The 15,128-nt window shown below is 60.1% G+C and carries 18 protein-coding genes; 7 read left to right on the forward strand and 11 right to left on the reverse strand.

Annotation, left to right across the window (positions count from 1 at the left end):
• Positions 1 to 51 precede the first annotated feature (51 nt).
• On the reverse strand, positions 52 to 624 hold the full coding sequence (locus ACLD1Y_RS05765; RefSeq protein WP_429476241.1) for an elongation factor P: 573 nt from the start codon (positions 622 to 624) through the stop codon (positions 52 to 54).
• A 49-nt stretch (positions 625 to 673) separates the two neighbouring features.
• A complete protein-coding gene (gene earP, locus ACLD1Y_RS05770; RefSeq protein ID WP_429476242.1) occupies positions 674 to 1,807 on the reverse strand; it encodes an elongation factor P maturation arginine rhamnosyltransferase EarP in 1,134 nt (377 codons plus the stop codon).
• Between the two features lie 132 nt (positions 1,808 to 1,939).
• On the opposite strand from earP, the gene ACLD1Y_RS05775 reads away from it, so the two are divergent.
• Together ACLD1Y_RS05775 and ACLD1Y_RS05780 are read left to right on the forward strand one after the other, a co-directional pair.
• Positions 1,940 to 2,308, forward strand: coding sequence for a hypothetical protein (locus tag ACLD1Y_RS05775; protein WP_429476244.1), 369 nt, complete (start codon positions 1,940 to 1,942; stop codon positions 2,306 to 2,308).
• A gap of 5 nt (positions 2,309 to 2,313) precedes the next feature.
• Positions 2,314 to 2,796, forward strand: a complete 483-nt coding sequence (locus ACLD1Y_RS05780; RefSeq protein ID WP_429476570.1) for a GreA/GreB family elongation factor — start codon at positions 2,314 to 2,316, stop codon at positions 2,794 to 2,796.
• Between the two features lie 129 nt (positions 2,797 to 2,925).
• Here the strand turns inward: ACLD1Y_RS05780 and cysB are convergent, their stop codons facing one another.
• The 5 genes from cysB to ACLD1Y_RS05805 all read right to left on the reverse strand — a co-directional run bounded on the left by cysB (position 2,926) and on the right by ACLD1Y_RS05805 (position 6,846).
• On the reverse strand, positions 2,926 to 3,900 hold the full coding sequence (cysB, locus tag ACLD1Y_RS05785) for an HTH-type transcriptional regulator CysB (RefSeq protein WP_017734418.1): 975 nt from the start codon (positions 3,898 to 3,900) through the stop codon (positions 2,926 to 2,928).
• 104 nt (positions 3,901 to 4,004) lie between these two features.
• On the reverse strand, positions 4,005 to 4,505 hold the full coding sequence (locus ACLD1Y_RS05790) for a universal stress protein (protein WP_429476246.1): 501 nt from the start codon (positions 4,503 to 4,505) through the stop codon (positions 4,005 to 4,007).
• 71 nt (positions 4,506 to 4,576) lie between these two features.
• Positions 4,577 to 5,494 (reverse strand): 5'-nucleotidase, encoded by a 918-nt coding sequence (locus tag ACLD1Y_RS05795; RefSeq protein WP_429476248.1) that lies wholly within the window; start codon positions 5,492 to 5,494, stop codon positions 4,577 to 4,579.
• Positions 5,495 to 5,509: 15 nt separating this feature from the next.
• Positions 5,510 to 6,463, reverse strand: coding sequence for a putative 2-dehydropantoate 2-reductase (locus tag ACLD1Y_RS05800; protein WP_429476250.1), 954 nt, complete (start codon positions 6,461 to 6,463; stop codon positions 5,510 to 5,512).
• Positions 6,460 to 6,846 (reverse strand): thioredoxin, encoded by a 387-nt coding sequence (locus ACLD1Y_RS05805; protein WP_429476252.1) that lies wholly within the window; start codon positions 6,844 to 6,846, stop codon positions 6,460 to 6,462. The genes ACLD1Y_RS05800 and ACLD1Y_RS05805 overlap by 4 nt, the downstream gene beginning before the upstream one ends.
• Here ACLD1Y_RS05805 and ACLD1Y_RS05810 point away from each other — a divergent pair.
• Both ACLD1Y_RS05810 and ACLD1Y_RS05815 read left to right on the forward strand, forming a co-directional pair.
• Positions 6,845 to 7,279 carry a PilZ domain-containing protein gene (locus ACLD1Y_RS05810; RefSeq protein WP_429476254.1) on the forward strand — a complete coding sequence of 145 codons (435 nt, stop codon included), beginning with the start codon at positions 6,845 to 6,847 and terminating at the stop codon, positions 7,277 to 7,279. The genes ACLD1Y_RS05805 and ACLD1Y_RS05810 overlap by 2 nt on opposite strands.
• 131 nt (positions 7,280 to 7,410) lie before the next feature.
• Entirely contained in the window at positions 7,411 to 8,487 is a 1,077-nt protein-coding gene (locus ACLD1Y_RS05815; RefSeq protein WP_429476256.1) for a 3-deoxy-7-phosphoheptulonate synthase, read from the forward strand.
• A gap of 65 nt (positions 8,488 to 8,552) precedes the next feature.
• On the opposite strand, the gene ACLD1Y_RS05820 is transcribed toward ACLD1Y_RS05815, so the two are convergent.
• On the reverse strand, positions 8,553 to 8,834 hold the full coding sequence (locus ACLD1Y_RS05820) for a GNAT family N-acetyltransferase (protein WP_003189869.1): 282 nt from the start codon (positions 8,832 to 8,834) through the stop codon (positions 8,553 to 8,555).
• Positions 8,835 to 9,444: 610 nt separating this feature from the next.
• Between ACLD1Y_RS05820 and oprI the strand changes: the two genes are divergently transcribed.
• On the forward strand, positions 9,445 to 9,696 hold the full coding sequence (gene oprI / locus ACLD1Y_RS05825) for an outer membrane lipoprotei OprI (protein ID WP_003172710.1): 252 nt from the start codon (positions 9,445 to 9,447) through the stop codon (positions 9,694 to 9,696).
• Positions 9,697 to 9,893: 197 nt separating this feature from the next.
• Here the strand turns inward: oprI and ACLD1Y_RS05830 are convergent, their stop codons facing one another.
• The 3 genes from ACLD1Y_RS05830 to ACLD1Y_RS05840 all read right to left on the reverse strand — a co-directional run bounded on the left by ACLD1Y_RS05830 (position 9,894) and on the right by ACLD1Y_RS05840 (position 11,890).
• Positions 9,894 to 10,859, reverse strand: coding sequence for a L,D-transpeptidase family protein (locus ACLD1Y_RS05830; RefSeq protein ID WP_429476259.1), 966 nt, complete (start codon positions 10,857 to 10,859; stop codon positions 9,894 to 9,896).
• A gap of 73 nt (positions 10,860 to 10,932) precedes the next feature.
• Positions 10,933 to 11,226 carry a hypothetical protein gene (locus ACLD1Y_RS05835; RefSeq protein ID WP_010211879.1) on the reverse strand — a complete coding sequence of 98 codons (294 nt, stop codon included), beginning with the start codon at positions 11,224 to 11,226 and terminating at the stop codon, positions 10,933 to 10,935.
• Positions 11,227 to 11,284: 58 nt separating this feature from the next.
• Positions 11,285 to 11,890 (reverse strand): arylesterase, encoded by a 606-nt coding sequence (locus ACLD1Y_RS05840; RefSeq protein ID WP_429476261.1) that lies wholly within the window; start codon positions 11,888 to 11,890, stop codon positions 11,285 to 11,287.
• A 10-nt stretch (positions 11,891 to 11,900) separates the two neighbouring features.
• On the opposite strand from ACLD1Y_RS05840, the gene ACLD1Y_RS05845 reads away from it, so the two are divergent.
• Together ACLD1Y_RS05845 and ACLD1Y_RS05850 are read left to right on the forward strand one after the other, a co-directional pair.
• Positions 11,901 to 12,584 carry an ABC transporter ATP-binding protein gene (locus ACLD1Y_RS05845; RefSeq protein ID WP_429476263.1) on the forward strand — a complete coding sequence of 228 codons (684 nt, stop codon included), beginning with the start codon at positions 11,901 to 11,903 and terminating at the stop codon, positions 12,582 to 12,584.
• Entirely contained in the window at positions 12,584 to 15,094 is a 2,511-nt protein-coding gene (locus ACLD1Y_RS05850) for an ABC transporter permease (RefSeq protein ID WP_429476265.1), read from the forward strand. Before ACLD1Y_RS05845 ends, ACLD1Y_RS05850 begins: the two co-directional genes overlap by 1 nt.
• Positions 15,095 to 15,128: the final 34 nt, after the last annotated feature.

Raw genomic sequence — 15,128 nt, forward strand, 5'->3', positions numbered from 1 at the left:
TAAAAAAACCCGACTCAAGGTCGGGTTTTTTTCGTATCGGCGGGGCCAGAATTACCTCTTGGCGCGGCCTTTGTACGAACCGCCTTCGCGGGTGTCGATCTCGATCAGGTCGCCGATTTCAATGAAATCTGCAACGGCCAGTTCGGTACCGTTTTTCAGTTTGGCAGGCTTCATCACTTTGCCGGAGGTATCACCGCGAGCGGAACCTTCGGTGTAGTCAACCTGACGCACGATGGTGGTCGGCAGCTCTACGGAAACCAGACGGTCTTCGAAGAAGATAGCTTCGCAGACGTCTTCCATACCTTCTTCAACGAACGGCAGAACGGCTTCGATATCTTCGGCGTTCAGCTCGTACATGGTGTAGTCGGTGGTGTCCATGAACGTGTAGGTGTCGCCGCTGATGAAGGACAGGGTCGCTTCTTTGCGGTCGAGGATCACGTCGTCCAGTTTGTCGTCGGCGCTGTAAACGATCTCGGTCTTGTAACCGGTCAGCAGGTTCTTCAGCTTGGTCTTCATGATTGCGCTGTTACGACCAGACTTGGTGAACTCAGCTTTCTGAACCAGCCAAGGGTCGTTGTCGAGACGGATCACTGTACCGGGTTTCAGTTCTTTACCAGTTTTCATTGCATATATCCGAAATTTGGATGGGATTTACAAAATTCAAGGTGGCGTATCATATCCAACTTTCATAAAACTGTACCAGCGCCGTCGCAAGATCGGCCTGCAAGGCCTGTTCCAGACACCAGTTTTCAGCGTGTTGGTTCACTTCCGGCCAGTGCTCCAGCAGCATTTTCCACGCTTGAGCCATATCGCCCTCCGTGTTCCAGGCCTGCCAAAGCGTAACCAATGCAGCGCTGGCCGCAGGCGACAATGCGGCGGTGTACAGCTCCAAAAAGGCATCGAGCTTGTCGAGGTGGATGTCTTCATCCTGGCGATAGATGTGCCACAACAACGGCCGGCCGGCCCATTGGGCGCGCACGAACGAGTCTTCGCCGCGCACCGCGTTGAAGTCGCAACACCACAAGAGGCGGTCGTATTGCTCCTGACGTACAAACGGCAACACCTGCACGGTCAAGGCATCGCGCTGGTGGATATCACCCGCCACCAACCCTTCGACACCGAGCCAGCGCCCCACATCACCGAGAATGCGCCCCTCCGGCACCAATAGATGAGTGGCACGCCCGTCCGTCGATAACACGTCCAACCAACCGGCCAGCCCGGCATTTTCGTAGGCAAACAGTGAGATCAGCTGTGCGCCCTCGGCAGGAAACACACTAAGGGTTTGCAGGAATCGTCGCTGTGCAGCCCCATCCTGCTGAAACGCCCGACGCTGTTCCAACAACCCCGCCTCGCGCAGCAGGCCACCGGTACCCGGGCGAAAGCCTGGAAAGAAAAAGTACTTCTGCACACCCTTGAATTTCACCGACGGCAGCCGATGACAACCCACTACCCAGTCTTCGGCACTCAGGTAGTCCAGGTTCATCCACAAGGGCACGCGTTCGCGCTCGGCCATGGCTTCCATATACTCAGGCGGCAGTTGGCAGGCAAACGCGGCGATCACCACATCCGCCGCCGGCGCGTTCTCCCACTCGGCCGGCCAGTGCCGTACTTCGACGCCCTCCTGCCCTTGCTGGCTCAGGTGCACATCAATTTCGGGGCACATACGCTCGAAGGCGCGCAGGTCATCGACCCACAAGCGCACTTCACAGCCGTGCTCGGCCACCAATTGCCGGGCCAGGCGCCAGGTCACGCCGATGTCGCCGTAGTTGTCGACGACGCTGCAAAAAATATCCCAGCGGGCTTTCATTCCGGGCTCCAACACTCAAAGGCTCGATTGTCCGCATAAATGCGCGGATGCAGAAGGCTTGATCGCGATTATTCTGCACAGTGGCTGTGCGACAATCGCCACCACACCGTAAATGCCTGCCAGGATGCCGCCATGTCTGATCGTCCGTTGTCGCTGCTCAAGCTCTGTATCGCCGTCGCCCTGGGCGTTTGGCTGGGGTTTATCGCCATTGCACTGACCACATGGCTGGCTTCGCGCTACTTGTTCCCGCAAAGCCTGGCGCCTGTGGCCCAAGCGGTTGAGCAATTGGGCAAACCAACCGTTGTGGCCCCTGAACCGCCCAACACAATGTTTGAGCAATACCAGCAAAACCTGCACAAACAGGAACAACAGCAAACCCTGGACCAGGCCCGCAACAACGCGCGCAACCTGTCCAACCCCAAATGCCAGTTCTGGTTGCAACAGGACCAGAACGCGCCCAGCGAAAAGACTCGAGCCAATGTCCTGCAATTGTGCGATTGATGACTATGAATAAACACGCTGTTCACCTACTGATCCTGGAAAAACTCACCGTCGATCTCGACATCGCCCAACGCGCTGCGCAAACCGCCTACGAAACGGCGACCCACGAAGAAAATATCGCAGAAAACAAATACGACACGCTTGGGCTGGAGGCTTCGTACCTGGCTGCCGGCCAGGCCAAGCGGGTTGAGGAAATCAAGCAGGCGTTGACGCTGTGCCAGAACATGGCGTTGCGTGCGTACGATGATCAGCGTGGGATAGAAGTCGGCGCGCTATTGGGCCTGGAAGACGAGAACGGCCGCCAACAGTGGCTGTTCCTGGCGCCGGACGCGGCGGGTTTGAAGGTGGATGTGGTGGGGCAACCGGTGACCGTCATCACCCCGCGCTCACCCTTGGGCAAAGGCCTGCTGGGCAAGTTCGAGGGGGATGAGGTGGAAATTCTGGTGGCAGGCGCTCGGCAACTGTTTGTGGTTACCGAGGCCAAATAAAGCACTTTGAATGTGGCGAGGGAGCTTGCTTGCGCTGGGCTGCGAAGCGGCCCCAAAAAACCTGCGGGCGCTACGCACCCGAGCGGGAGCAAGCTCCCTCGCCACACAAGCACCTTCCATTATGCGGTATCAGTGAACGGGCAATTCAACGCCTTCGAACAGCTCTTCCAGTTCCTGCTTGTTGTGGCACTGGATCGCCTTGGCCATGACTTCGCGAGTCAGGTGCGGCGCAAACTTCTCGATAAAGTCGCACATGAAACCGCGCAGGAAGGTGCCACGACGGAAACCGATCTTGGTCACGCTGGACTCGAACAGCTCGCTGGCATCGAGCACCACCAGGTCTTTGTCGAGGTTGGTGTCCACCGCCATCTTGGCGACGATCCCCACGCCCAGGCCCAGGCGCACGTAGGTCTTGATCACGTCGGCGTCGGCCGCGGTGAACACCACTTTAGGCGTAAGGCCGCGATGGCTGAAGGCTTCGTCGAGCTTGGAACGGCCGGTGAAACCGAATACGTAGGTCACGATCGGGTATTCAGCCAGGGCTTCCAGTGTCAGCTTCGGCAGCTTGGCCAATGGATGGCCCTGAGGCACAACGACGCAACGGTTCCAGCGGTAGCACGGCATCATCACCAAGTCGCCGAACAGCTCAAGGGCTTCGGTGGCAATCGCGAAATCCACAGTGCCATCGGCGGCCATCTCGGCGATTTGCATCGGCGAACCCTGGTGCATGTGCAGCGCAACATCCGGGTACTGCTTGATGAAATCGCGGATTACCGGCGGCAACGCATAACGTGCCTGGGTGTGCGTGGTGGCAATGGACAGGGTGCCTTTCTTCTCGTTGGAGAATTCCTGGGCGATCTGCTTGATGCTTTCGACTTTGCGCAGGATCTCGCCAGCGGTGGTGATGATGCGCTCACCGGCCGGGGTGACACGGGTCAGGTGCTTGCCGCTGCGCGCGAACACTTCGACGCCCAGCTCGTCTTCGAGCAGGCGGATCTGCTTGCTGATACCGGGTTGCGAGGTGTAAAGGCTTTGAGCGGTAGCGGAAACGTTGAGGTCGTGGTGCGCCACTTCCCAGATGTAGCGCAGTTGTTGAAGCTTCATATGTGTCCCTCAAAGCAGATAGACGCCACGGGTATCAGCGACGGTATATAACTATATTAAAGGTTTGATGGATAAATCTAGAACTTTTTATCGTTTTGTACCCATCACACGTCATCACTGCGTCGACGTTGTAACGAAGGCACCAGGTAAACCGGCACCGTAGACAACTGCAGCACCCGTGCAGCAGTACGCCCCAGCGGGGTCGCCGCTGCAGTTGCATGGCTATGACTGCCTACGATCAACAGGTCTACGGACAGTTTGCGCAGTTGTTCGAGAATCACCTCGCACGGGTCCCCCTGAATCACCCGTACCGAGCGAATCAACTGCAAGTCCTGCTCCCCGTCCCCCAACTCCTCACGAAAACTGTCCAGCACCCGCTGCTCGATGGTTGCCATCACCGTGGTCAACCCTTGGCGCTGCCACTCACTCAGGGCCTTCTCATCAAGGTAGCTCTGTAACACCGATTCGGCGAACAGCCCAATGGGCTCGACCACATGAATCACATACAGGTCCGCCTTGAACGTTCGCGCCAGCGCCAGCGCATGTTGCATCACATAAGGCGCATACAGACCCAGGTCCGTGGCGTACAGCATCGAGCGAATCATAGAACCCCCTGAAACTGCCAGGATGGCGGAGATCAAATGAGCTTAGCAGCGCCTCGATGACTTCGACTGACTTAGCTCTGTGACGCAACCCTTACCTCATTACTGATGCCATGGGGCACATGCCCGGTGGCCACGACCTCCCTGGCTTTCTCGCAATGCCCGGCCTGGTCATCAAAAAACACATCGGCGGCAAAGGCCTCCAGGAATGCGGATTTTTCCAGGCCACCCAAGAACAACGATTCGTCCAGGCGGATATCCCACTCGCGCAGGGTGCGAATCACCCGTTCATGGGATGGCGCCGAACGGGCGGTGACCAGCGCAGTGCGAATCGGGCATTGCTCGTCTGGGAACTCACGCTGCAGCAAATTGAGCGCCGCCAAAAAACCCTTGAAGGGGCCGCCAGGCAACGGCTGACGCGCCGACTCGCGCTCACTGGCCTGGAACGCTTCCAGGCCACCGGCCTGGTACACACGCTCGGACTCATCGGAAAACAGCACGGCGTCACCGTCGAAGGCGATGCGCAGTTCCTCGCTGGACGCTCGGCGTGGGCCGCCCGACAAAATAGTCGCCGCCGCAAAGCCTGCATCCAGGGCGCTGCGCACATCCTCAGCATGGGTCGAGAGAAACAAATGGCAACCAAAGGCCGCCAAATAAGGATAAGGACTACGCCCGCCGACGAAAGCAGCGCGGGAGATATCCAGGCCGTAATGCTGGATCGAATTAAATACGCGCAGACCGGTATCGGCGCTGTTGCGCGACACCAGCACCACTTCGACCCGGGCCCGGCCCAGGCTGGCATTGAGGCTCAAGAGCTTCTTGACCAGCGGGAAGGCGTCGCCGGTCTCGAGGATTTCTTCCTCGTGTTCGATCTGATACTTGCGATAGGCCTCGACGCCCTGGGCCAGATACACCTTGTGGCTGTCGCTCAAGTCGAACAAGGCCCGCGAAGAAATCGCCAGCACCAGTTTGTCACCCAATCCCTTTGCCATGGTGTGCCCTCCGGCTCAGCGGTTATGTCGATCAATAAAACTCAAGGTCTGGTACAGCGCCTGCATGCGCGGCAGTTCGCAACCGGCAGCCTTCGCAGCGGCCAGCGGTCGCGCGTAGATCGCCGCCAGTTCCAGCGGGCGTTTATGAATGTAATCGTGGTACATGCTGGGCAGGTAGCCGGCCATGGTTTCGGTCATGGCAAACATCTGCTCGGCGTAGCTGGCAGGGATTTCATGGCCGCAGGCATGGGCGCCCTGCACCACTTCGGCCATCAGCGCCTGGATCAGTTCGCGGCTGGATTCGTCTGCCATCATCGCCGTGGTGCCGGTGCCCAACACCACGGAGAGGCCGTTGTAGGGCACGTTCCACACCAGCTTGTGCCAGCGGGCCTGATGCACATTGGCCATGGCCTGGGACTCGATGCCGGCCTTGTGAAACAACGCGGCGCCAGCTTCGACAATCGCCTTCTGGCGCACTTCGTCGTTGGCCGCCGTGCCGCTGTGGTAGCCCAGGTTGATCCGACCCAACGCCTGGTGCTCGACCACGCCGGGCGCAGAGCGATGCACGCCGATATAACACAGCCCGCCCAGCAGATGCAGCGACGCTGGCAAGTGCTCACGCAAGCTGTCTTCCACATCCAGGCCGTTTTGCAGCAACACTACCTTGGCGTCTGGCGCAGCCACCTGGGCGATGGTCGGGGCCAGGTCAACATTGCCGGTGGACTTGGTGCCCACCAACAACCAATCGCAGGGTGGCATGTCCGCGGCGTGGGCATAGGCTTGCACCGGGTGCAAATGTAGCGGGCCATGCACCGTGCTGTTCACCCGCAACCCGTGTTCGCTGACCGCTGCGTACTCGCTGCGCAACAGGAAGTGCACATCGAAGCCGGCGCGCGCCAGCATCAAGCCGTAGAAACCACCGATGGCGCCGGTGCCGATGATGCCAATGCGTGGCGATGGTGCGGTCATGGCAGATCCCCTGGGATGCGGGTAAGGGCTTGATTGATGCTGTCGGCAAGGTCAGATGATGTAAGGCGCGTCTGCAATTGCCCAAGGAACTGACCCTCGCACACCACGAACAACGCGGGCAAATGAAAGATCTGGTAGCGTTCGACCGCACCGCCGTTGCGCCCGGCGTCCACCCAGCACACGCGGTCAACCGGCAAGGGCCAGCCCGGCACTTGCTGGCGTGCCCAACGGCAGCTGGAACAGCCTTGGCTTGTGAATATCAGCAGCGAAATACCTGGCAATCCCAGCAATTGCTGGTCAATATCCAGGTCGGTCAATTCCAGTTCCTTCACTATACTGCTGCCACTGCCGTCCACAGGACGGTGCTCGGAGTCCGTGTACATGGGTCGTTTTTTACCTCACCCTGATGATGTCGCTGTCGAATTAACACAACGTCCCTCCCCCGCCATTCCCCGTCAACGCCTGCTCACGATCGGCCTGGGCGGCATCGCCTGCCAGTGGCCGCGCGCCTGGCGCCAAGGGACGGCCGTTGATCTGCACATCCCCTCCCTGGGGCCCAGCGCCCGCTATCCTGGCTATGTGGCCTGGTGTCGCAAGGTGGAAAACGGCTACCGCATCGGTATCTCGTTTACCGATGAACATGCCCTGTTCGGCGCACGAATGGGTGAGCAAGCATGCCGGATAGAGCGCTATTGCCGCCAGCACGAAGACGCTGAACCAACACCTGAGCAGTTTGAAGCCCTGGCCCGCGAGTGGGTGTCGCGCCACGCCGTCGAGTTCTCCCACGAGGCCTTTGTGGCGCCAGCGCTGGATTAAAGCGGGCTTTGCCCATTGTCGCGGGCCCGTGTTACGCGCTAAGGTTCCTCCCCCCTGCATTCAAATCATGCTGTGCTCCGCCGCACGGGGATGGCTGGCGGCCGGCACCCGTGACCCTGACGAGTAACACGATGGCTGATTTACCGATCAATGACCTAAACGTCGAATCCAACGAGACCCTGATCACGCCCGATCAGCTCAAGCGCGAGATCCCCCTGAGCGACGCTGCCCTGCAGACCGTCACCAAGGGCCGCGAGGTTATCCGCGATATTCTCGACGGCACCGACCACCGCCTCTTTGTCGTCATCGGGCCTTGCTCGATCCACGACCTCAAGGCTGCCCACGAATACGCCGAGCGCCTCAAGGTGCTGGCGGCGGAAGTGTCGGACACCCTGTACCTGGTAATGCGCGTCTATTTCGAGAAGCCGCGCACCACCGTCGGCTGGAAAGGCTTGATCAACGACCCGTACCTGGACGACTCGTTCAAGATCCAGGACGGCTTGCACATCGGTCGTCAACTGCTGCTGGATCTGGCTGAAATGGGCCTGCCCACTGCCACCGAAGCCCTCGACCCGATCTCCCCGCAGTACCTGCAGGACCTGATCAGCTGGTCGGCCATCGGCGCGCGCACCACCGAATCCCAGACCCACCGTGAAATGGCGTCCGGCTTATCCTCGGCTGTGGGCTTCAAGAACGGTACCGACGGCGGTCTGACCGTGGCGATCAACGCGCTGCAATCGGTCTCCAGCCCGCACCGCTTCCTGGGCATCAACCAGGAAGGTGGCGTGTCTATCGTGACCACCAAGGGCAATGCCTACGGTCACGTGGTACTGCGCGGCGGCAACGGCAAGCCCAACTACGATTCGGTCAGCGTTGCCCTGTGCGAACAGGCGCTGAGCAAGGCCAAGATCAAACCGAACATCATGGTCGACTGCAGCCACGCCAACTCCAACAAGGACCCGGCCCTGCAGCCGCTGGTGATGGAAAACGTCGCCAATCAGATCCTGGAAGGTAACCAGTCGATTATCGGCCTGATGGTCGAAAGTCACTTGAACTGGGGCTGCCAGGCGATTCCAAAAGACCTGGCCGACTTGCAGTACGGCGTGTCGATCACCGATGCCTGCATCGACTGGTCTGCCACCGAAAACACCCTGCGCAGCATGCACGCCAAGCTCAAGGACGTATTGCCTAAACGCAAACGCACCTGACACCGTATTGCGCACACAAAAACGCCGGGCTGAGCCCGGCGTTTTTCATGCTGCGGTTTTATGCTTTACAGCTTCGCAGCATGGCGCTGATGACGCTCCATGTAGCGTTCTACATAAGAGCAGGACGGGATCACCGTGTAGCCCGCCTCCTCGGCAAACTTCAAGGCTTCCTCGGTCAAGGCTGCCGCAATACCACGTCCCCGCAGTGCGTTGGGCACGAAGGTCCGATAGATATCCAGGGTCTGTTTACCGAGGTCCATGTAGGTCAGATAGGCACGATGACCGTCCACATTGGTCTCGAACTGATGACCAGCCTGGTCATGGTGGATGGACAACGCCTCGCTCATCACTACTCCTCGCGGGTCTTGGTTTCTGACCCCTACCTTACCGATGTTTTTCCGGCGAAGGAACATCTACGCCACCCCGTGCCGGTTTCGACAACGAGAAACCTCTAGCGCTCACAACCAGCACATGGGAATAGTAGGCACCAATCCTGCGATTGCTCAAGGCGCACTCGTCATCCGCTGCCGCTGGTGGATATAGAAAGGGCCTCGATCAACCTGGGACCGAAAGCCTGAACATTGCCGGCAGTTGAACCTTGAGACGAACAGGCGCTCTTAAAGTCACCTCTAGATGTGCGAAAGATGCCCGGGGCGACAAACCCAAGCTGAGCGTAAGTGTCAGCATGGATATATAAATTTTGTTCCGCTCACAACGTCCAACACATGCGGGCCGGACCTTTCAGCCAGGGTCTGACTTTCGCTTGATTGAAAAAAATTGAACGGTTTTTATACAAACCTTCAGAAGATTAGCCAAAATAGATTCGGCGCGAGAATTTTTTTTGCTTCTTGCGCTACGTCAGTTTACTTACTACAAGTAATGGGTAGTATGTACGCCGGCTATTAGCTCACTCTGAGAAACTAGCCATTTAATAGAAAGTCCTTGAAGGGGAACACGATGAACAACGTTCTGAAATTCTCTGCACTGGCTCTGGCCGCAGTTCTGGCTACCGGTTGCAGCAGCGTCTCCAAAGAAACCGAAGCACGTCTGACTGCAACTGAAGACGCTGCAGCTCGCTCCCAGGCTCGTGCAGACGAAGCTTACCGTAAAGCTGATGAAGCTCTGGCTGCTGCTCAAAAAGCACAACAGACTGCTGACGAAGCTAACGAGCGTGCTCTGCGTATGCTTGAAAAAGCTAGCCGCAAGTAATAATCCCTCGGGATTGTTATCAAGCCGATCCATTTATGGGTCGGCTTTTTTATTGCCTGGGATTTGATCACCAAGCTCCTGTAGCGGACTGATTTTTGTGGCGAGGGAGCTTGCCCCCGTTGACTGCGCAGCAGTCCCGGCTTTAAGGGGCGCGTCGCACCCCAGCGCAAGCAAGCTTGCTCGCCACAGTGATCTCCCTATTGCAGATCGATCGGCTCACTGGCGGCCACCGAGGCTGCGCCAGGCACGCCGATTTCCGTCGGCAAGCCGTCTTCCGCTGCCACTACGTCGCGTACCTGATCCCAGTTCACCCGCAGGTTATTGGCCAGGTCTTCGCGTTTGAGCAAGGCATTGATCACCGCCGTGTGCTTATCGACCACCGACGGCGTACCGTCGTCATTCAATGGCGTGTGCGCCTCAAGGTAGACCTTGCCGCCGCTGCTGCCGAACTTGTAGGCATCGTTGATGATGCGCACCGACGTGCCCACCGGCACCATGCCGGCCATTTCCAATACGTTGTTGTTGAACATACGGAAGCAGCCGTGGCTGGTACGGGTGCCAATACCGAACTTCATATTGGAACCGTGGATCAGGTAACCCGGCGTACCCAAGGTGAACTTGAACGGGCCCAGGGGATTGTTCGGGCCAGCCGGTACCACGTTGGGTAGCGGGTCACCGTTGGCGGCGTGCTCAGCCTTGATCGAGGCTGGCGGGGTCCAGGTCGGGTTTGGGGTCTTGGCGATGATGCTGGTGTGGGCGATGGGCGAACCCCAACCTTCACGACCGATCCCCAGCGGGAAGGTGTAGACCACGTTCTGGCCCTTGGGGTAGTAGTAGAGCCGGTATTCCGCGAGGTTGATCACGATACCTTCGCGCGGGCCGGGCGGCAGAATGAAGCGCGTCGGCAACACGATCTCGGTGCCCGCACCCGGCAGCCAGGCATCCACGCCCGGGTTGGCCGCGACCATTTCCGAATACCCCAAGTCATAGGTGGTGCCCAAGTCGGCAAAGGTGTCTTCGTACTTGGCCTTGATCACCTGGACCTGGCCAACGATGTCTTCACCCGGTGGCGGCAAGGGCAACTGCAAGGCTGACGCAGTACCGGCCGCACAGAGTGCAGCGAGAGACAGGCAGCAGGTGACGACGGAGAGGCGCGACAACATCCGGAAAATCCTTCGCAGAACGACGGGTAGGTAAAAATCGATTGTATACGTGATGCGGGCTTCTAGCTGCCCCTTACAACTCGAAACGCAACTCCGGCCAGATCGGCGGCGTGCCACGCTTCTGGGATTCGAGAATCGCCCGACACAGAGGGCACAAGCGCTGGTCCTGGAAAATCGAGCGATCTACCCGCGACCACCGCGGCTGCGCGGGCAGTAAAGTGCCGCACAAGGTGCGATCGATAGAGCCGCCCAACTCCAATTGACGCGCCACCAAATGCACCCGCACTTCCTGGCAGGCGAACAGATCCAGCTGCTCGTCCGGCTCGATCAGTTGGTAGTTAAACAAGGACCAGGCAGGACGCGACATCAGGGGCTCCAAATCGGGGGGGCGCCACCTTAGCCGAAAGCCTGCCGGTAGAAAAGCGTCATAGCAGCGGTTTTAGCGTCGGCCAGACATTTTCCAGCAATTTGCCCTGGGCGCCGACTGCCGGGTGCAAGCCATCCGCCTGCATCAGCTCCGGATGCCCACCGATGCCCTCCAGGAAAAACGGCACCAACGGCACCTTTTTCTCCTTGGCCAGGGTGTCATAGACCGCGGCAAACGCATTGGTGTAGCGCGGACCGTAATTGGGTGGCAACTGCATGCCGAGCAACAGCACCTTGGCGCCAATGGCCTTGGAGCGGTCGATCATCGAGGCAAGATTTTGTTGCAATTGAGCAGGTGGTTGGCCGCGCAAGCCGTCATTGCCCCCCAGCTCGATCACCACCACGTCTGGCTTATGCTCTGCAAGCGCCGCCGGCAGCCGCGCCAGGCCTCCGGCACTGGTGTCACCGCTGATGGACGCGTTGACCACTTTATCGTCGAAACCTTCGCTCTTGAGCCGTTGCTCCAGCAGTGCGACCCACCCTTTGCGGGTATCCAGGCCGAAACCGGCACTGATACTATCGCCAACGATCAGGACTGTACCCGCCGCTGCGTTCTGGGCCATGCACATCAAGGCCAGGCCAGCACTCAAAAACCACATTCGCATCGGACTCTCCATGGGCGCAAGCATTCTCACCGCGCGGAACCTTAGCAAAGTGGTTCCCAGCGCGGAAGGTGAACTGACTATCCTGCACGAACTGAGCCTGGAACTGAACAAGGGCGATAGCCTGGCTATCGTCGGCAGCTCCGGCTCCGGCAAATCCACCCTCCTGGGCCTGCTGGCCGGCCTCGACCTGCCCAGCAGCGGCGAAGTCACCCTCGCCGGGCAAGCCCTGAGCATCCTCGACGAAGACCAGCGCGCCCGCATCCGTGCCGAGCACGTGGGCTTCGTCTTCCAATCGTTCCAACTGCTCGACAGCCTCAACGCGCTGGAAAACGTCATGCTGCCGCTGGAACTGGACGGCCGCAAAGATGCCCGCGAGCGTGCCCGGCACCTGCTGGAGCGCGTGGGCCTGGGCCAACGCCTGACCCACTCGCCGCGCCAGCTGTCGGGTGGCGAGCAGCAACGCGTGGCGATTGCCCGCGCTTTCGCTGCCGAACCCGATGTGCTGTTTGCCGATGAGCCCACCGGCAACCTCGACAGCCATACCGGCGAGCGCATCAGCGACCTGTTGTTTGAACTCAATAAAGAGAGCGGCACGACCCTGGTGCTGGTCACCCACGACGAGCGCCTGGCCCATCGTTGCCGACGCCTGATCCGCCTTGAAGCCGGCCTGATGGTCGCGCCCCTGGAGCCTTGATGGCACGTTTGCCGCTGTTGCGCCTGTTCAGCCTTGCCATGCGCCAATTGCTACGCGATGCCCGCGCCGGCGAGTTGCGCGTGCTGTTCTTTGCCCTGCTGGTGGCCGTGGCTGCCAGCACGGCCATCGGTTACTTCGGGGCGCGTCTCAATGGCGCCATGCTGTTGCGCGCTACCGAGTTCCTGGGTGCCGACCTGGTGCTCGAAGGCAGTTCGCCAGCGCGACCCGAACAAATCAAATCCGGCACCGAGCTGGGCCTGGATCATGCTCGCGTGGTGGAGTTCTCCAGCGTCATTGCCACCGATAACGGCATCCAGCTCTCCAGTATCAAGGCGGTCAACGAGCAGTATCCCCTGCGTGGCGAGTTGAAAAGCGCCGCCGCGCCCTTTGGTGACGAGACACCAGGCGGCGGGCCGAAACCGGGTGAAGCCTGGGTGGAGGCACGGCTGCTGACCGCGCTCGAGCTCAAGGTCGGCGACAGCATCGACGTGGGCATGAAGACCCTGCGCCTGGCCCGCGTACTCACCTATGAACCGGACCGCGCCGGCAACTTCTATAGCCTTACGCCCAGGGTGATGATCAACCTGGCAGACCTGGACGCCACCGGCGTGGTGCAACCCGGCAGCCGCGTCAGTTATCGCGAATTGTGGCGCGGCCCCCAGGGCAGCACGGTGCTGCAAACCTATCGCGACCTGGTCAAGCCAGGGCTCGCCGCCAACCAGCGTCTGCAGGATTCACGGGACGGTAACCAACAGATCGGCGGCGCCCTGGGCAAGGCCGAACGCTACCTGAACATGGCCAGCCTGGTGGCGGTGCTGTTGGCAGGCGTGGCCGTGGCGCTGTCGGCCAACCGCTTCGCCACTCGCCGCTTTGACGCCAGTGCACTGTTGCGTTGCCTTGGGTTATCACGACGTGAAGCCATGTTGCTGTTCAGTCTGCAACTGAGCGTACTGGGCCTGTTGGCAAGCCTGGCGGGCGCCCTGCTCGGCTGGCTCGCGCAGTTCGGACTGTTCTACTTCCTGCATGACTTGCTACCGGCGGACGTTCCGCCCGGCGGGCTGTTACCGGCAGTCGCGGGGATCGGCACTGGCCTTGTCGCCCTCGCCGGCTTCGCTCTGCCGCCCCTGGCCGCACTGGGCCGTGTGCCGCCACTGCGGGTGCTCAGGCGCGACCTGCTGCCCATTGCGTCCAGTACCTGGATGGTCTACGGCGCGGCGCTGTTTGCGCTGGGCCTGATCATGTGGCGCCTGAGCCTCGACTTGGTGCTTACCTTCGCGCTACTGGGCGGTGGCGTGGTGGCAGCTTTAGTACTTGGCGGCCTGCTCCTGCTGCTGTTGCAAAGTCTGCGACGCTTGCTGGCCCGTGCATCCCTGCCTTGGCGCCTGGGTTTGGGCCAACTGCTGCGCCACCCGCTGGCAGCGGCGGGCCAATCCCTGGCATTTGGCCTGATTCTGCTGTCCATGGGCTTGATCGCGCTGCTGCGTGGCGAATTGCTCGACACCTGGCAAAACCAACTGCCCAAGGATGCGCCGAACTATTTCGCCCTGAACATCCTGCCAGCCGACAAGGACGCCTTTGGCGCGCGCCTGCTGGCGCTTCAGGCCCAGTCTGCGCCGCTATACCCGGTGGTGCCGGGCCGCCTGATCAGCATCAATGGCGAGCCTGTGCAGGAAATTGTCAGCAAGGACTCCAGCGGCGACCGCGCCGTACAGCGCGACCTGAGCCTCACGTGGGCCGCCGACCTGCCGCCGGGCAATGCCTTGACGGCGGGCTCCTGGTGGTCGCAGCAACCCACAGACGAAATCCCTGGCGTCTCGGTTGAAGCCAAGGTCGCAGAAAGCCTCAAGCTCAAACTCGACGATCACCTGGTGTTCACGGTAGGCGGGGAAAATCGCGAAGCGCGGGTCACCAGCCTGCGGACGATCAACTGGGATAACTTCCAGCCCAATTTCTTCATGATTTTCCAACCGGGCACGTTGAAGGATTTGCCGGCAACCTACTTGACCAGTTTCTATCTGGCGCCAGGGCATGACCAGCAAATCGTAGACCTGTCCCGTGCGTTCCCGGCCGTAACCATCCTGCAAGTCGAGGCATTGCTGGAACAACTGCGCAGCATCCTCGCCCAAGTGACGCTGGCGGTGGAATACGTGCTGTTGTTTGTACTGGCTGCGGGGATGGCAGTACTGTTTTCAGGGCTACAGGCCACGCTGGATGAGCGTATCCGCCAAGGTGCGCTGCTGCGCGCACTGGGTGCTGAGCGCAAACTGCTGGTCAAGGCCAGGCGGATCGAGTTTGGCTTGCTCGGTGCCGTCAGTGGTCTGCTGGCAGCGCTGGGAACAGAGCTGGTGACGTTTGCGTTGTACCGCTATGCATTTGACCTGGCCTGGCATCCTCACCCATGGTTGTTGCTGCTACCGGTAATCGGTGCCGTACTGATTGGGGGGGCCGGGGTGTTTGGTACTCGCCGCGCACTCAATTCCAGCCCACTGACGGTATTGCGCGAAGGCTAAAACGGCTCGAGCCCGCACGCCTTTTGGGTGCGGG

Origin of the sequence: Pseudomonas sp. 18175 (assembly GCF_050432925.1) — a bacterium.
In the GTDB taxonomy this organism is placed as follows: Bacteria; Pseudomonadota; Gammaproteobacteria; order Pseudomonadales; family Pseudomonadaceae; genus Aquipseudomonas.

Excerpts from the sequence above, each read along its gene's own strand:
- ACLD1Y_RS05765 (WP_429476241.1), bottom strand. The coding sequence starts at position 624 with ATGAAAACTGGTAAAGAACTGAAACCCGGTACAGTGATCCGTCTCGAC.
- earP (WP_429476242.1), bottom strand. The coding sequence starts at position 1,807 with ATGAAAGCCCGCTGGGATATTTTTTGCAGCGTCGTCGACAACTACGGC.
- ACLD1Y_RS05775 (WP_429476244.1), top strand. The coding sequence starts at position 1,940 with ATGTCTGATCGTCCGTTGTCGCTGCTCAAGCTCTGTATCGCCGTCGCC.
- ACLD1Y_RS05780 (WP_429476570.1), top strand. The coding sequence starts at position 2,314 with ATGAATAAACACGCTGTTCACCTACTGATCCTGGAAAAACTCACCGTC.
- cysB (WP_017734418.1), bottom strand. The coding sequence starts at position 3,900 with ATGAAGCTTCAACAACTGCGCTACATCTGGGAAGTGGCGCACCACGAC.
- ACLD1Y_RS05790 (WP_429476246.1), bottom strand. The coding sequence starts at position 4,505 with ATGATTCGCTCGATGCTGTACGCCACGGACCTGGGTCTGTATGCGCCT.
- ACLD1Y_RS05795 (WP_429476248.1), bottom strand. The coding sequence starts at position 5,494 with ATGGCAAAGGGATTGGGTGACAAACTGGTGCTGGCGATTTCTTCGCGG.
- ACLD1Y_RS05800 (WP_429476250.1), bottom strand. The coding sequence starts at position 6,463 with ATGACCGCACCATCGCCACGCATTGGCATCATCGGCACCGGCGCCATC.
- ACLD1Y_RS05810 (WP_429476254.1), top strand. The coding sequence starts at position 6,845 with ATGGGTCGTTTTTTACCTCACCCTGATGATGTCGCTGTCGAATTAACA.
- ACLD1Y_RS05805 (WP_429476252.1), bottom strand. The coding sequence starts at position 6,846 with ATGTACACGGACTCCGAGCACCGTCCTGTGGACGGCAGTGGCAGCAGT.
- ACLD1Y_RS05815 (WP_429476256.1), top strand. The coding sequence starts at position 7,411 with ATGGCTGATTTACCGATCAATGACCTAAACGTCGAATCCAACGAGACC.
- ACLD1Y_RS05820 (WP_003189869.1), bottom strand. The coding sequence starts at position 8,834 with ATGAGCGAGGCGTTGTCCATCCACCATGACCAGGCTGGTCATCAGTTC.
- oprI (WP_003172710.1), top strand. The coding sequence starts at position 9,445 with ATGAACAACGTTCTGAAATTCTCTGCACTGGCTCTGGCCGCAGTTCTG.
- ACLD1Y_RS05830 (WP_429476259.1), bottom strand. The coding sequence starts at position 10,859 with ATGTTGTCGCGCCTCTCCGTCGTCACCTGCTGCCTGTCTCTCGCTGCA.
- ACLD1Y_RS05835 (WP_010211879.1), bottom strand. The coding sequence starts at position 11,226 with ATGTCGCGTCCTGCCTGGTCCTTGTTTAACTACCAACTGATCGAGCCG.
- ACLD1Y_RS05840 (WP_429476261.1), bottom strand. The coding sequence starts at position 11,890 with ATGCGAATGTGGTTTTTGAGTGCTGGCCTGGCCTTGATGTGCATGGCC.
- ACLD1Y_RS05845 (WP_429476263.1), top strand. The coding sequence starts at position 11,901 with ATGGGCGCAAGCATTCTCACCGCGCGGAACCTTAGCAAAGTGGTTCCC.
- ACLD1Y_RS05850 (WP_429476265.1), top strand. The coding sequence starts at position 12,584 with ATGGCACGTTTGCCGCTGTTGCGCCTGTTCAGCCTTGCCATGCGCCAA.